Genomic DNA, 13,723 nt, shown 5'->3' with positions numbered 1-13,723 from the left:
GAGACGCCGCCGTCGTCCGCTCCCGTGCCCGAAGCACCGGTGCGCCTCCTCATTGCCGGGGCCGGTGCGCGGGGCTCCGCCTATGCCCGGCTTGCCGTGGACACCGGCCGCGCCGCAATAGTGGGCATCGCGGAGCCGCGCCCGCTGCTGCGTGAAACCATCGCGGCGGAACTTGGCGTCCCGGCCGACGGCGTTTTCGAGGACTGGCAGGCCATGCTCCGCACCCGGCTGCCGGCTGACGGCATCATCATTGCCACCCCCGACCGCGAACACGGAAGGCCGTTTGCCGCCGCCGCAGCGCACGGCTACGCCATCCTGCTGGAGAAGCCCATCGCCCCCGACCCCGCCGGCTGCGCCGAGCTGGCCCGCCTGCAGCGGGAATCGGGGATCAGGGCAGCGGTCTGCCACGTCCTGCGCTACACGCCGCTGACCGCGCTGCTGCGGGATCTCCTCTCCGCAGGTGCGGTAGGCCGGGTCATCTCCGTGCAGCACCTGGAGCCCGTCGGTTTCTGGCATTTCGCGCACTCCTACGTCCGCGGGAACTGGCGGCGGGAGGCAGAATCCAGCCCCTTCCTGCTGGCCAAATGCACCCACGACGTCGACTGGCTCTCCTTCATCATTGGCAGCCGGCCCCTCCGGGTCTCGTCCTTTGGCCGGCTCTCGCATTTCCGGCCCGAAGAGGCACCGGAAGGCGCGGCGGGCCGCTGCACCGAGTGTCCGGCGGAAGCCCGCTGCCCCTATTCCGCCCTGCGCATCTATGGGCCCGGCCGGCCTTCAGACGGTGCCGCGCCGGACCCGGCCAGAGCCTACTTTGCAGACGTTGTGGACCCGGGCGGTTCCCGGGAATCGCTGTGGAAGGCTCTGGAGACGGGGCCCTACGGGCGATGCGTCTACTCCGGAGGCAATGACGTGGTGGACCACCAGGTGGTGAACATCGACTACGAAGACGGCACAACCGCCGCCTTCACCGCCACGGCCTTCACCGCAGCAGCCCCCCGCCGCACCAGGATCTTCGGGAGCCACGGCGAAATCTCCGTGGAGGCGGGCACCATCTCCGTCCATGACTTCCTCACCGGCACAACCACTGCCTACCCGGCCCCCGCCCCTGAACCCATGGTGGCGGGCGAGAAGCATGAAGGCGGCGACCGTGGACTTGTGCGGGCCTGGGTCGCCGCCCTGGCCGGAGGTGACTGGTCGGAAGTCGTGTCGCGGCTGGAGGAGTCACTCGTCAGCCATGCTGTGGTGTTCGCGGCTGAGGAGGCGCGCCGGCGGGGCACCGTCGTATCGGTGGAGGAGTTCAGCCCTGCGCTGTGACCGGGTCGATCGACACCACTGCAAGGAAGCCGCGGCCCAGGATCTCGGGGGAGTCAGCACCGGAACCCACCACGGCGTCGTACCGGCCCAGCTCCAGCGGCTCCGCGCCACTCTCGCTGACCTTTGCCTGTCCCTGCAGCAGCACCCCAAGCTGCCCCTCAAACACGGGGTGGGCGCGCTTCTTGGACAGCTCGATGATGGAGGTGTAGCCCTTGCAGGCAGCGGTGCGCGTGATGACGTTGAGGTCCCGGATGTCCCCGGTAGGCAGCTTGGCGGCGGTGGCCTCGCTGCCGTCGAACCTGAAGGGGCGGTACTTTTCCAGGGGCTGTTCCGCGCCGTCCACGATCAGCAGGAGCAGTTCCCCTTCAATGACCGTCAGGACGCGCTCCATGCCGGGGAACGCAGAAAAATCCCCTGCCTTGGCCACGTCCGCGATGCTCACCCGCCAGTCCCAGCCGCCGTCATCCGTGCCGTGGCGTGCGATTTCCCTGGTTACGCCGCCTCCGTTGCGCCATGGTTCGGCCTTGAGGTCAGCGAAGCGGATGATCTGCATCAGCCCAGCCTAGTTCCCCGCGGTGGTCACGCGTCGCAGCAGTGCGCCGTCCCTGCTACTCTCCTGCGGGGGGTCATCACGAAAACAGCCTGAAGGAGCCGGGAATGTTCGTTAAAGTGTGTGGTCTCAGTACGCCCGAATCGGTGCGCGAAGCGGTGGACGCCGGCGCGGACGCCGTGGGCTTTGTCCTCACCGCCAGCCCCCGGGTTGTCTCGCCGTCGCAGGCTGCCTCCCTGCTCGCAGCGGTGCCCCGTGGCGTTTCCCCGATCGGAGTCTTCCGCGACGAGCCCGTGGCGGACGCCATTGCCATTGCCCGGGCCGCTGGCCTGGAATGGATCCAGCTGCACGGCGCGCGGTCACGCGCGGACGTCACAACAGTGCACGACGCCGGCATGAAGCTGATCAGGGCCGTCACCATGGGTGCCGGCCAGGATGAGTTCGAGGACTGGGGCGAGGACCTGCTCCTGATTGATGCTGCGGTGCCGGGCTCAGGGGAATCCTGGGACTACGCCTCCGTGGCGGCCCTGCCGGTGCTGCAGGGGCGGAACTGGCTGCTCGCCGGTGGCCTCGACGCCGCCAATGTGGGCCAGGCGTCAGCGGCTGCGCATGCCTGGGGTGTGGATGTTTCCTCCGGCGTGGAAGCATCCCGGGGCGTGAAGGACCTCGCCAAGGTCCGCGCCTTCGTCCAGGCGGCAAAGGCAGCTGCCACGGTTTAGGCGCTGCAGCCTGGCACTGTGCCCCATATGAGGGGCCGCACAGATCAGGGCAGGATCAGGGGAGTCCCCCAGCTCGTTACCGCAACGGCTGGGGGCACAATAGGTGCATGAAGACACTTTTGAACATTATTTGGCTGGTTTTCGGCGGCTTGTGGCTGGCCTTGGGTTATTTCCTGGCGGGCGTTGTCTGCTGCCTGCTGATCGTCACCATTCCCTGGGGCATTGCCTCATTCCGGATTGCCGCCTACACGCTGTGGCCGTTTGGCCGGATGGTGGTGGACAAGCCCGGCGGCACCGGTGTCTTCTCGCTGCTGGGCAACGTGATCTGGCTGCTCGTGGCTGGAATCTGGATCGCCATCGGCCACGTGGTGACCGCGTTCGCCATGGCCGTGACCATCATCGGCATCCCGCTGGCCATCGCCAACCTCAAGCTCATCCCGGTATCCCTCATGCCGCTGGGCAAGCAGATCGTGCCCACCAATACGCCTTTTGTGAGCAGCTACCCCGTCAGCCGTTACCGCTAGGCAGATTCGTCCGGCCGTTAAAGCGGCCGGAACGCCCCGTTTAGCAGGATAGCCACCGAGTCGCTCTGGTCCAGTTCAGCGGCGATGTCCACGTCCTCCGCGTAGCCGGCCCCGGACAGCTCACGCCCGCTGGAACAGTGCTGCAGCATCTCACGCAGCCGCGGTTCCGCGGCTTCAAACACGGCCATGGCGGCCGCGGCCTCCGGCGCATAACCGTGTCTGCCGTCGCCGGCTTCATAGCCGCCCTTGCCGGCGGCCGCCAGCCCGGCAATGAAGGCCCCGGCGCCGATTTGGTCCTCCACGGCAGGCCGCAGCCTTCCGTCCGGCCAGCGCTCGCCGGCGGCAACCACCGCCAGTACCGCGTCCGCCGGAAGGTTCGCCGCCACCCAGTCGGCGGTGGCTGCGGCGTTTCGAAGGCACACGGCGGCGACCAGCGGCACGTCCGCTGCCAGCGCGTGGCACAGTTCCGACCCATTGGGGGAGGGCAGGACCACTCTTTCCAGGGACTCCGCAGCCCGGAGGCTTGCGGGGGAGAGGCTCAGCCCGCCGCCGCCGCGGGGGCCGGCCAGCTGCGCCCGGTGATGGGCGGCGAAGTCTTCGGCGCTGGTGTCCCGCCACGGGTACGGAAAGACTTCCGCGCGCCGGTCCAGCGCCACGCTGACGCAGGTGCCAAAGGAAAGCACGTCCACTACCAGCGCTATGTCGGCTCCGGACGCGACGGTCCGGGCGCCCTCCAGCCCCCAGTCCAGCCTGACCGTGAACGGAAGCTGGCGGTGCGCGGCACTGGCAGAGTACGTGTGCCGTGGGCTGGAGCCCGGAGCGTTCATGCGAGCTCCCCTTTCAGGTTCCGGTGCGCGGCGTCCTGCCACAGTTCCCGGGCCCGTGGGTGGTGGAAGAGCGGGTCCAGTTCCAGCAGGTGGCGCACGACGGCGGCCCTGCCGGCTGCGAAGTCGGCGTCACCGATGTGCGCGTAGTCCTTCCGGACGGCGGCAAGGTAGCGGGCGTACTCCTCCGGATCGCCGCCGAGAACCGAAAGGTCCGCGTCGCAGAGGAGGGCGCCGTCGCCGTCCCCCGGTTCCGGCCGGTGGTCGGATGTGAGCTGGACCAGGCGTGCCACTTCCGCCACCTCGTCCGCCGGCAGGCCGGTCCCTGCCAGCCGGTTTTCGGCCAGCCGTGCGGACTCCTCCTCGTCCTGGCCCGCCGCGCCGCGGTATACGGCATCGTGGAACCAGGCCGCCAGCAGTACCGTCCGGGGTGCCTCTTCAGGTTCGGTGAGCAGGTCCAGCGCCTCCAGGACCGATAAGAGGTGGGTGCAGCCGTGGTAGTGGCGGTGTGGTTCGCTCCACCGGTCCAGCAGGTCCAGGAACAGTGCGTCCTGGCCGGGCATGACGGCTTCCCAGCGGGTCAGCAGCGGGACCTTCAGTGACTTGTTCCGCCGGCGTGCCGGGATCCGCAGGCCGCTGGCAATGAGTTTGCGGACCAGCACCCTGCCCTCCACCGGGACCGCGCCTGCCGCCACCAGCTCCTCAACGCGGCGTTCCGGCACATCGTAATGGTCGCCGTCGAACGCCCGCTCCGGGATGCCTTCCGCGGCGGCGAACGCGTGCAGTTCGTCCAGGGACGTGTCCGAGACCAGGTGCGAGAAGTGCGTTCCGTGTGCAGGCCACAGCGGCGGGTCGATGTAGATGGCCATGGAAGGAGTCTAGTGCCGCCCTTCGGGCAGAGTCCCTGCAGTCCCCGGTTCAGGCGCAAGTTGCATTTACGGACTTGGATGGGCTCTAAGCCCGTATCTGCGGACTAGAATCACGGTATGGCCCTTATTCGCGTTTCTGAAGCTGCCCGTTTCCTGGGCGTGAGTGACGATACCGTCCGCCGCTGGACGGAGCATGGGACGCTCACCCCGCTCCGGGACGACTCCGGAAGGCTTGCCGTGGATGGCCTGGAGCTGGCAGCGCATGCAAGGAAGCTGGCGCAGCTTCCCGACGACCCCAAAAGCGGCAGCAGCTCGGCGCGGAACCGGTTCGTGGGCCTGGTCACCAACGTCATCACGGACAAGGTCATGGCGCAGGTGGAACTGCAGTGCGGGCCGTTCCGGGTGGTCTCGCTGATGAGCAGCGAAGCCGTGCGCGAACTGGGCCTGGAGCCGGGTTCTGTGGCCACCGCCGTCGTCAAGGCAACAACGGTCATCATCGAATCCCCCAAGGGCCGGACCACCGCATGAGCCGGCCATCCACGCGTCCCCGGGCGTCCAGGTCCCTGGCGCGACTCCTTTCACGGGCTGCCCGGCCGGCCGCCGCGCTGCTGATGCTGCTGGCTGTCCTCTCCGGCTGCGCCGCCGGGGGAGCAGCCCCGGACAAGGGCACAGGCGCGGGCACGGGCGCAGGCACGGAGAACAGCGCGGCCGGCTCCGGCGCCAAGCCAGGCGGCACCATCACAGTGTTCGCGGCCGCCTCCCTTAAGGCCACCTTCACCGAGCTCGCCCGCACCTTCGAGGCGGAAAACCCCGGCACCAGTGTCACGCTAAGCTTCGCCGGGTCCTCGGACCTGGCCAGCCAGATCAGCCAGGGGGCGCCGGCGGACGTCTTCGCGGCTGCGGATACGGCCACCATGCAGAAGCTGCAGGACACCGGCCTCACGGACGGGCCGCCCCGGAACTTTGCCACCAATACCCTTGCGATCGCAGTAGCACCGGGCAATCCGGCCGGCATCACCGGTTTGAAGGACCTGGCCCGGCCGGGCATCAAACTGGTCACCTGCGCCAGGCAGGTTCCCTGCGGGGCTGCCACGGCCAAAGCGGCGGAGGCGGCCGGAGTGGCGCTGAGCCCGGTCAGTGAAGAGAACGCGGTCACCGACGTCCTGGGCAAGGTCACCTCCGGCGAGGCCGACGCCGGCCTGGTCTACGGCACGGACATCAAGGCCGCCGGGTCCAGGGTGGCAGGCATCCCGTTCCCCGAATCGGGGAACGCGGTCAACACCTACCCCATCACCGGCGTTGCCGGCAGCCGGAACAGGGCCACCGCCCAGGCTTTCCTGGACCTGGTCGCCGGCCCGGAGGGGCAGGAAGTCCTCGCGGCTGCGGGATTCGGGCCGCCCAGCGGCGGTAACGGAAGCAGCACATGACCCGGAAGCAGCGCATGGCCGGGAAGCAGGCGGCCCGGCAGCAGGACGTCCCGCCCCGGGTGCGGCCACGCACCCCACGTCCGGCGTACTCCGGCATCCCCGCCTGGGTCCGCGCGCTGGCCGTCCTGGCCGTCGTCGTCGTCGTGCTTCCGCTGCTGGCCATGGTGCTCCGAGTGGATTGGGCACAGTTCCTTCCGCTCGTGACCTCTGCGTCGTCGCTGACGGCGCTTGGGCTGAGCCTGCGGACCTCGGCGGCGAGCACCCTGCTGTGCATTGTGCTGGGTGTTCCGCTGGCCCTGGTCCTGGCCCGGGACACCTTCCGCCTGCAGGGGCTGCTTCGCTCGCTGGTGCTCCTGCCGCTGGTACTTCCCCCGGTGGTGGGCGGAATCGCGCTGCTCTACACGTTCGGCCGGCAGGGGCTGCTGGGGCAGGCGCTGAATGTGCTCGGCCTGCAGATCGCGTTCTCCACTGCTGCGGTGGTCCTGGCGCAGACGTTCGTGGCGCTGCCGTTCCTGGTAGTGAGCCTCGAGGGTGCGCTGCGCACCACAGGTTCACGGTACGAGGCGGTGGCGGCGACGCTGGGCGCCCGGCCCGGTACGGTGTTCCGGCGCGTCACGCTTCCGCTGGTGCTGCCCGGGCTTGCGTCCGGCGCGGTCCTGTCCTTCGCGCGGAGCCTGGGCGAGTTCGGTGCCACGCTGACCTTCGCGGGCAGCCTGCAGGGGGTGACCCGGACCCTGCCGCTGGAAATCTACCTGCAGCGCGAAACGGACCCGGACGCCGCCGTCGCGCTGTCCCTGGTGCTGGTGGCCGTCGCCGTGGCCGTGGTTGGGCTTGCCTACGGGCGTCCGGCAGCGGGCCGTTCCGGACCGGGAAAGCGGACGACGGCGACTGCCCCGGCGGGAAGGGACGACCAGTGACGCTGTCCTTCCAGGCAGTGGTGGCCGGGCGGGGCTTCGACGTGGCCCTGACGGTGGCGCCAGGCGAAACCGTGGCCGTCATGGGGCCTAACGGCGCCGGCAAATCAACCCTGCTGGCCGGCATCGCCGGGCTGTTGCGCCCGGACTGCGGCCAGGCCGAACTCAATGGCAGGACGCTCTTCGACCTCGACGGCGGAAATCGCGCGTGGACCGCGCCCCACCACCGCGGCACCGCCCTGCTCGCCCAGGAACCCCTGCTCTTCCCCCATTTGAGTGCCCTGGACAATGTTTCCTTTGGGCCCCGAAGCGCCGGCGTTTCCAAGCGGACTGCGGAGGAGCGGGCAATGCGCTGGCTGGCAGAGGTCGAAGCCGGGGACCTGGCCGGACGGCGTCCCGCGCAACTCTCCGGCGGCCAGGCGCAGCGCGTGGCCGTGGCCCGTGCGCTCGCCGCCGATCCCGCGCTCCTCCTGCTCGACGAGCCGCTGGCGGCCCTGGATATCCACTCCGCCCCGTTGCTGCGCCGCCTGTTCAAGCGCGTCCTCGAGGGGCGGCAGGCCATCATCGTGACCCATGACGTGCTGGACGCGCTGATGCTCGCGGACCGCGTGGTCATCCTCGAGGACGGCCGGGTCGCTGAGGAAGGGCCAACCCGCGCCGTGCTGGAGCGCCCGCGCAGCTCCTTTGCCGCCGGGCTCGCGGGATTGAACTTCATGCCGGGGACCCTTGACGGCGCGGGGGTACGGACCAGCCAGGGACTCAGAATTGCAGGCCACGACGAAGAACCCGGCCCCATGCCCAAGCCGCACGGTCCCGGCGTCGCGGTCTTCCCGCCGTCGGCCGTCTCCGTGTTCCTCGACGACGCCCACGGCAGCCCGCGAAACTCGTTCGCCGTCACCATCACGGACCTCGAGCCGCACGGCGACCAGATCCGCGTCCGCGCGGGAGGCCTGGCCGCAGACATCACCCCCGCTGCCTCCGCAGACCTGGGCCTTGTTCCCGGCATGGCCGTGCACTTCGTGGTTAAGGCGGCTTCTGTGGCGGTCTACCCGGCCTGATGCGGGGACCCGGGGTGGCAGGCCGGGCAGGCAGCCCAGGGTTAGCGGTGCTGGCGGCCTACATCCCCGGCATGTCCAGGGATTCGTAAACCTGGATGCTGGCACCCGGCATCATGAGGTGCGGGTGGCCGTCCAGCAGTGCCTCGGCCCCCGCGAGATCCTCCGCTTGGAGAATCGTGTAGCCGCCCACCCCGGTGTTGGTCTCGGAGGAGCCGCTTGCATTGATTTCCTTGCCGGTGCCAAGCGGAGTCCCCAGGTCCACGATGCCTTCGCCGGCACGCTCGGCCCAGGTCATCCAGGCTTTCATCCCCTCCTGGGCCGCTTCAGGAGTACTTTCGGCCATCTGGGCCTGGGCTGATTGGGGTGCGAGGTAGAGAACAACAAACTTCTTCATTGCCTGTCCTGTTCTGAAGTGCGCCGGCGGCACCATGCGCCCCGGTCACAAGCCGATCCTAGGGGGAACCAGACGCGATGGAAACGCAATTTCGTGCACCCTGCCGGCACTGGTTCGCTGTGGGCAAACAGGAAATAAAAAACACCCCATCCAAAGTTGAGCGTAGTAGACTCAACCCCAAGAACAATCCCGAAAGGAGCTCTCTTTGGACGTCAAATTCACCACCAAGAGCCAGGAGGCTCTTTCCGGCGCGGCAATGAACGCCTCGACGGCCGGCAACCCGCAGGTGGAACCTGCGCACCTCCTCAAAGCGCTGATGGACCAGCGTGAGGGCGTGGCCGTGGCGCTGCTACACGCAACCGGCGCCGATCCCGACGCCGTCAGCGTCCAGGCCAGCAGCGCCATCAAGGCGCTGCCCGCCACCTCCGGCGGCTCAAGCCAGCAGGCGCAGCTGTCCCGGCCTGCCCTGCAGGCCATCCAGCACGCCAAGGAGGAAGCGGACCGGCTGGGCGACTCCTTCGTCTCCACCGAGGTGCTCCTGGTGGGCCTCTCGGCCGGCAACGATGCCGCGGCCCGCCTGCTGCGCGACGCCGGCGCCTCCCGTGAAGCACTCCTCGCCGCCCTGCCGGGAGTCCGCGGTGACCGCAAGGTAGACAGCCCGGACCCCGAAAACACCTTCCAGGCGCTCGAGAAGTACGGCACGGACCTTACCGCGATGGCCCGCGCCGGCAAGCTGGACCCCGTGATCGGCCGGGACTCCGAAATCCGGCGCGTCGTCCAGGTCCTGTCACGGCGCACCAAGAACAACCCGGTGCTCATCGGCGAACCCGGCGTCGGCAAGACCGCTGTGGTGGAAGGCCTCGCCCAGCGGATGGTGGCCGGCGACGTCCCGGAAAGCCTGCGCGGCAAAACCCTCATCTCCCTGGACCTCGGGTCCATGGTGGCCGGCGCCAAGTACCGCGGTGAGTTCGAAGAGCGGCTGAAGGCGGTCCTGGAGGAGATCAAGGGCTCCGAGGGCCAGATCGTCACCTTCATCGACGAAATCCACACCGTGGTGGGGGCCGGCGCCACCGGCGACTCCTCCATGGACGCCGGCAATATGCTCAAGCCCATGCTGGCCCGTGGCGAGCTGCGGCTGATCGGCGCCACCACCCTGGACGAGTACCGCGAGAACATCGAAAAGGACGCAGCCCTGGAACGCCGCTTCCAGCAGGTGTACGTGGGCGAGCCCAGCGTGGAGGACACCATCGGCATCCTCCGCGGCCTCAAGGAGCGCTACGAGGCGCACCACAAGGTAGCCATCGCCGACTCCGCCCTGGTGGCCGCCGCCACGTTGTCCAACCGCTACATCTCGGGCCGCCAGCTTCCGGACAAGGCCATCGACCTGGTGGATGAGGCCGCGTCGCGGCTGCGCATGGAGATCGACTCCGCACCGGAGGAGATCGACCAGCTGCGGCGCCAGGTGGACCGGCTCACCATGGAAGAGCTCGCGCTGGAAGGCGAGACCGACGCCGCCTCCGTGGAACGGCTGGCTGCCCTCCGGGCCGACAAGGCGGACAAGGAAGAGGAGCTCTCGGCGCTCAACGCCCGCTGGGAGGCCGAAAAGGCCGGCCTCAACCGGGTGGGCGACCTGAAGGCGAAGCTGGATGAGCTGCGCTCGGCCGCCGATAAGGCACAGCGCGAGGGCGACCTGGAAACAGCATCGCGGGTGCTCTACGGTGAAATCCCCGCGCTGGAACGCGAGCTGAACGCCGCTGCCGAAGCAGAGGCCGCCGTCACGGACAAGTCCGCACAGATGGTGGCGGAGGAAGTAACGGCGGAAGACATCGCGGAGGTCATCTCCGCCTGGACCGGCATCCCGGCCGGCCGCATGCTGCAGGGCGAAAGCCAGAAGCTGCTGCACATGGAGGAGGAGCTCGGCAAGCGGCTGATCGGCCAAGGCAAGGCGGTGGCCGCTGTGTCCGACGCCGTCCGGCGTGCCCGGGCCGGGATCAGTGATCCCAACCGGCCCACGGGTTCGTTCCTGTTCCTTGGTCCCACGGGCGTGGGCAAGACCGAGCTGGCCAAGGCCCTGGCGGACTTCCTGTTTGACGACGAACGCGCCATGGTGCGGATCGACATGTCCGAGTACGGCGAGAAGCACAGCGTCGCCCGGCTGGTCGGGGCGCCTCCGGGATACGTGGGCTACGAGGAAGGCGGGCAGCTGACCGAGGCCGTCCGGCGTCGTCCCTACTCCGTGGTGCTGCTGGACGAGGTGGAGAAAGCGCACCCGGAGGTGTTCGATATCCTCCTGCAGGTGCTCGACGACGGCCGCCTCACCGATGGGCAGGGCCGCACCGTGGACTTCCGCAACGTGATCCTGGTGCTGACCTCAAACCTGGGCAGCCAGTTCCTCGTGGACCAGTCGCTGGACGCCGAGGCCAAGCGCAGCGCCGTGATGGCTACGGTGAACGCGTCGTTCAAGCCGGAGTTCCTCAACCGGCTCGATGAAGTGGTGCTGTTCGACGCCCTCACGGTGGAGGAACTGGCGCACATTGTGGAACTGCACGTGGCCGAACTGGGGCGGCGGCTCCACGAACGGCGGCTGACCCTCGATGTGACAGACAGTGCCAAGGCCTGGCTGGCCCTGTCCGGCTTCGACCCCGCCTACGGTGCACGGCCGCTGCGCCGCTTGGTGCAGCGCGAGATCGGCGACCGGCTGGCCAAGGCCATCCTCGCCGGTGAGATCAGTGACGGCGACACCGTGCTGGTTGATACGGCGCCGGACTTCGGGGAACTGGCCGGGGGCAACGTGGACGCTCTGACCGGCGCCCCCAACTCCGGCCTGTCGGTCCGGCGGAAGGACTAGCCGCCGGAACCGTGAAGCACCGCGTGCTGCCCTGGCGGGTTGACCGTCAGGGCAGCACGCTTGCGTTGATCACATTGCCGGTGTCGGCCGTGACGTAGCAATCCACCCTGCGGTCGCCGGATTCCCAGCTGGTGCTGCTGGGGAAGCTGCGCTGGTAGTTGAGTTGGAACTGCTTTGCCGCCGGGCCGAGTTTCGCCGCCTGGCAGACTTCGAGCGCCTTGGCCTTGAGCGGCTCGGCCCCGGGATACTCAGTGTTGTCCGGGTACTGCAAGGTCGCCACGAGTTGGGCGGAGTGTCCCGTGTCGCACGGCACCATTGTGGACGTCAGTGCTTGGGGATCGAAATCCTTGAAGCAGTCACCCACCGCGTACTCCGCAGGTGCAACGCCCTCCCGGGGGAGGGGCTGGGGAGTGGCCGGCGGCGTGACGGTGGTCTGCAGCACACCTTGCGCGTCTTTCTTCGCCGCGTTGGTGCCGGGGGAGGAGTTCAGCCAGACGGCGAGCCACACCAGTGAGCCTGCAACAGCGAGGACGACGACGACGAGAACCGCCTTCCACAGGGCCGGTTTCCGGTTGGCGCGTTTTTCCGGCGCAGGATCGTGGCGCGGCTGGGACCAGGTGACGGATTCGGGAGCGGGGGCAGGACCGGCCCCACCTTGGATCTGCGGCATGCCTCCGGTCCGGGGCGGCGAGGCAGGCTTCGGCGGGATGTCCTGGTGGTTCACGGGTGCGCATCCTCCTGGGTTTTGGTTCCGCGGCTCGCCAAGGGCCAGATAAAATCGGCAGTTATTAAGTGACTCTACCCAAGAAAAATGCCGGAATCCTGCGGGTGGAGCTGCGTCATGGTACCCCACCCGGCCCTCCGGACCTCCAGGCGGCAAGCGGGGCCCGCCGAAAGCATGTAATCTAGGTGTACGACAAATTGACCAAACATTCCGGGGCCTCACCGATCGCCAAGGTGACCACCTCCGGTCCAAGTACAAAAGGGGGTCACGCCATGGGGCGCGGCCGTCAAAAGGCAAAAGCTACCAAGCAGGCTCGGGACATCAAGTACTACTCCCCGAACACTGACTACTCGGCACTTCAGCGTGAGCTGACAGGCCCGGGCAGTCGTTCGACGAGCCATTACTCGAATGAACCGGTTGAACCGGACTATTCGGCTTATGTGGATAAGTACGCGGATGATTTGGATGACGATGACGACGAGGTAGACCACCGTCGCATCGGCTAGTTGTCGCAAGCCTGCTGTGGCCCCCGGCCCGGCTGCTGTGGCGCCGAAGCACACCCTGATTCCGCGGGAGCTTGAATGCGGATCCAGGGAATGTGCGGGACCTCCTTTTTTGATACCCGTTTCGGGTGACCGCTTACTTCGCGGAGCCCGCTGCTGTACCGGATTACCGGAATGGCAGCGGGCTTTCCGCGTTTCTTTTCTATCTGCGCTTGGTAACCTGACCGCATGACTGTTCGGACCACGTACGCCAGCGGCGAGCCCTGCTGGGCCGATCTGCAGACCCCCGATGTTGCTGCAGCCAAAGACTTCTACGGACGGCTTTTCGGCTGGACCTACCGGGACTTCCCCACTCCGGATGGCCGCAGCTACGCGCAGGCCTTTGTCCGCGGACAGTTGGTGGCCACCATAGCGCCACAAAGCCCCCTGCAGCTGGAGGCCGGAACCGCCGCCGAGTGGAACGTCTACTTTGCGGCCGCAGACGCCGCCGACCTGCTGCAGGAAGCCGGCCATGCCGGGGGCATCCCGCAGTTCGGGCCCGAGAAGGTGGGGGACACCGGCGTGCTGGGCTTCCTGGCCCCTCCCGGCGGCGGAACCACCGGGATCTGGCAGGCAGGTACCCACTACGGCAGCCGGCTCTTCAACGAGCCGGGCGCGTTGGCCTGGGCCGAGCTCTTCACGCCCGAGCAGAAGGCGGCCATCGGCTTCTTCCAGCAGCTTTTCGGCCATGAGGTCACCGAGTACCCCCAGGACGACGGCGGAAGCTACAGTACGTTGCTTATCGACGGCAGTGAGGTGGCCGGCATCGTTCCTGCCGACGAAGGCGAAGAAGCCGACTGGCAGATTTACTTTGGCGCGGCAGATATTGCGGCGGCGGCAGCGGTCGCCCTGGCAGCAGGCGGCGAAGTCCTGGTGGAGCCGGATGAGCATCCGGCAGAAGGATCACTGGCCACCATCGAGGACCCGCAGGGCGGAATCCTCAACCTCATCCAAGTGCGGGATTGAGTCACTGGCTTAAACACATCGAGTGCTCCCCGCCGGCTCCCTAACCTCGC

At 68.1% G+C, this 13,723-nt stretch carries 15 protein-coding genes; 10 read left to right on the top strand and 5 right to left on the bottom strand.

Going from position 1 to position 13,723, the window contains the following annotated elements:
• Window positions 1-24 precede the first annotated feature (24 nt).
• Window positions 25-1,314: a Gfo/Idh/MocA family oxidoreductase gene (locus Q9R31_RS10110; protein ID WP_311262599.1), complete on the top strand. Its 1,290-nt coding sequence runs from the start codon at window positions 25-27 to the stop codon at window positions 1,312-1,314.
• Here the strand turns inward: Q9R31_RS10110 and Q9R31_RS10105 are convergent.
• The gene (locus Q9R31_RS10105; RefSeq protein WP_311262598.1) at window positions 1,298-1,867 is read right to left on the bottom strand and encodes a HutD family protein; all 570 of its coding nucleotides are present in this window, start codon (window positions 1,865-1,867) and stop codon (window positions 1,298-1,300) included. The two genes, Q9R31_RS10110 and Q9R31_RS10105, sit on opposite strands and share 17 nt — an antisense overlap.
• A 104-nt stretch (window positions 1,868-1,971) precedes the next feature.
• Between Q9R31_RS10105 and Q9R31_RS10100 the strand changes: the two genes are divergently transcribed.
• Window positions 1,972-2,583 (top strand): phosphoribosylanthranilate isomerase, encoded by a 612-nt coding sequence (locus tag Q9R31_RS10100; protein WP_311262597.1) that lies wholly within the window; start codon window positions 1,972-1,974, stop codon window positions 2,581-2,583.
• A gap of 107 nt (window positions 2,584-2,690) precedes the next feature.
• Entirely contained in the window at window positions 2,691-3,107 is a 417-nt protein-coding gene (locus Q9R31_RS10095) for a YccF domain-containing protein (RefSeq protein WP_311262596.1), read from the top strand.
• A 17-nt stretch (window positions 3,108-3,124) separates the two neighbouring features.
• Here the strand turns inward: Q9R31_RS10095 and Q9R31_RS10090 are convergent, their stop codons facing one another.
• Window positions 3,125-3,934: a 2-phosphosulfolactate phosphatase gene (locus tag Q9R31_RS10090; RefSeq protein ID WP_311262595.1), complete on the bottom strand. Its 810-nt coding sequence runs from the start codon at window positions 3,932-3,934 to the stop codon at window positions 3,125-3,127.
• A complete protein-coding gene (locus Q9R31_RS10085) occupies window positions 3,931-4,800 on the bottom strand; it encodes a DUF4031 domain-containing protein (RefSeq protein WP_311262594.1) in 870 nt (289 codons plus the stop codon). Before Q9R31_RS10085 ends, Q9R31_RS10090 begins: the two co-directional genes overlap by 4 nt.
• Before the next feature lie 117 nt (window positions 4,801-4,917).
• On the opposite strand from Q9R31_RS10085, the gene Q9R31_RS10080 reads away from it, so the two are divergent.
• From Q9R31_RS10080 to Q9R31_RS10065, 4 genes are read left to right on the top strand one after another with little or no spacing between them, the layout of a single operon-like run.
• Window positions 4,918-5,328 (top strand): TOBE domain-containing protein, encoded by a 411-nt coding sequence (locus Q9R31_RS10080; RefSeq protein WP_311262593.1) that lies wholly within the window; start codon window positions 4,918-4,920, stop codon window positions 5,326-5,328.
• Window positions 5,325-6,227: a molybdate ABC transporter substrate-binding protein gene (gene modA, locus Q9R31_RS10075; RefSeq protein WP_311262592.1), complete on the top strand. Its 903-nt coding sequence runs from the start codon at window positions 5,325-5,327 to the stop codon at window positions 6,225-6,227. Before Q9R31_RS10080 ends, modA begins: the two co-directional genes overlap by 4 nt.
• Entirely contained in the window at window positions 6,224-7,144 is a 921-nt protein-coding gene (locus tag Q9R31_RS10070) for an ABC transporter permease (RefSeq protein WP_311262591.1), read from the top strand. Before modA ends, Q9R31_RS10070 begins: the two co-directional genes overlap by 4 nt.
• Entirely contained in the window at window positions 7,141-8,199 is a 1,059-nt protein-coding gene (locus Q9R31_RS10065) for an ABC transporter ATP-binding protein (RefSeq protein WP_311262590.1), read from the top strand. Before Q9R31_RS10070 ends, Q9R31_RS10065 begins: the two co-directional genes overlap by 4 nt.
• Before the next feature lie 58 nt (window positions 8,200-8,257).
• On the opposite strand, the gene Q9R31_RS10060 is transcribed toward Q9R31_RS10065, so the two are convergent.
• Window positions 8,258-8,593: a hypothetical protein gene (locus Q9R31_RS10060; RefSeq protein WP_311262589.1), complete on the bottom strand. Its 336-nt coding sequence runs from the start codon at window positions 8,591-8,593 to the stop codon at window positions 8,258-8,260.
• Window positions 8,594-8,798: 205 nt separating this feature from the next.
• On the opposite strand from Q9R31_RS10060, the gene clpB reads away from it, so the two are divergent.
• Window positions 8,799-11,441, top strand: coding sequence for an ATP-dependent chaperone ClpB (gene clpB, locus Q9R31_RS10055; RefSeq protein ID WP_311262588.1), 2,643 nt, complete (start codon window positions 8,799-8,801; stop codon window positions 11,439-11,441).
• Between the two features lie 46 nt (window positions 11,442-11,487).
• Here the strand turns inward: clpB and Q9R31_RS10050 are convergent, their stop codons facing one another.
• Complete coding sequence (locus tag Q9R31_RS10050) at window positions 11,488-12,165, bottom strand: septum formation family protein (RefSeq protein WP_311262587.1); 678 nt, start codon at window positions 12,163-12,165, stop codon at window positions 11,488-11,490.
• Between the two features lie 272 nt (window positions 12,166-12,437).
• Here Q9R31_RS10050 and Q9R31_RS10045 point away from each other — a divergent pair, with 272 nt between their 5' ends.
• On the top strand, window positions 12,438-12,671 hold the full coding sequence (locus Q9R31_RS10045) for a DUF3073 domain-containing protein (protein WP_142032484.1): 234 nt from the start codon (window positions 12,438-12,440) through the stop codon (window positions 12,669-12,671).
• A gap of 225 nt (window positions 12,672-12,896) precedes the next feature.
• Window positions 12,897-13,673 carry a VOC family protein gene (locus Q9R31_RS10040; RefSeq protein WP_311262586.1) on the top strand — a complete coding sequence of 259 codons (777 nt, stop codon included), beginning with the start codon at window positions 12,897-12,899 and terminating at the stop codon, window positions 13,671-13,673.
• The last annotated feature ends 50 nt before the right edge of the window (window positions 13,674-13,723 follow it).

The sequence above is a fragment of the Pseudarthrobacter sp. BRE9 genome, from assembly GCF_031844305.1.
Classification (GTDB): domain Bacteria; phylum Actinomycetota; class Actinomycetes; order Actinomycetales; family Micrococcaceae; genus Arthrobacter.
This window is presented reverse-complemented; position numbering and strand designations above follow the sequence as displayed.

What these genes read in the sequence shown, in the direction of transcription:
- Q9R31_RS10080 (WP_311262593.1), top strand. Translation starts at nt 4,918, where the DNA reads ATGGCCCTTATTCGCGTTTCTGAAGCTGCCCGTTTCCTGGGCGTGAGT.
- modA (WP_311262592.1), top strand. Translation starts at nt 5,325, where the DNA reads ATGAGCCGGCCATCCACGCGTCCCCGGGCGTCCAGGTCCCTGGCGCGA.
- Q9R31_RS10085 (WP_311262594.1), bottom strand. Translation starts at nt 4,800, where the DNA reads ATGGCCATCTACATCGACCCGCCGCTGTGGCCTGCACACGGAACGCAC.
- Q9R31_RS10045 (WP_142032484.1), top strand. Translation starts at nt 12,438, where the DNA reads ATGGGGCGCGGCCGTCAAAAGGCAAAAGCTACCAAGCAGGCTCGGGAC.
- Q9R31_RS10090 (WP_311262595.1), bottom strand. Translation starts at nt 3,934, where the DNA reads ATGAACGCTCCGGGCTCCAGCCCACGGCACACGTACTCTGCCAGTGCC.
- Q9R31_RS10070 (WP_311262591.1), top strand. Translation starts at nt 6,224, where the DNA reads ATGACCCGGAAGCAGCGCATGGCCGGGAAGCAGGCGGCCCGGCAGCAG.
- Q9R31_RS10060 (WP_311262589.1), bottom strand. Translation starts at nt 8,593, where the DNA reads ATGAAGAAGTTTGTTGTTCTCTACCTCGCACCCCAATCAGCCCAGGCC.
- Q9R31_RS10105 (WP_311262598.1), bottom strand. Translation starts at nt 1,867, where the DNA reads ATGCAGATCATCCGCTTCGCTGACCTCAAGGCCGAACCATGGCGCAAC.
- Q9R31_RS10095 (WP_311262596.1), top strand. Translation starts at nt 2,691, where the DNA reads ATGAAGACACTTTTGAACATTATTTGGCTGGTTTTCGGCGGCTTGTGG.
- Q9R31_RS10100 (WP_311262597.1), top strand. Translation starts at nt 1,972, where the DNA reads ATGTTCGTTAAAGTGTGTGGTCTCAGTACGCCCGAATCGGTGCGCGAA.
- Q9R31_RS10040 (WP_311262586.1), top strand. Translation starts at nt 12,897, where the DNA reads ATGACTGTTCGGACCACGTACGCCAGCGGCGAGCCCTGCTGGGCCGAT.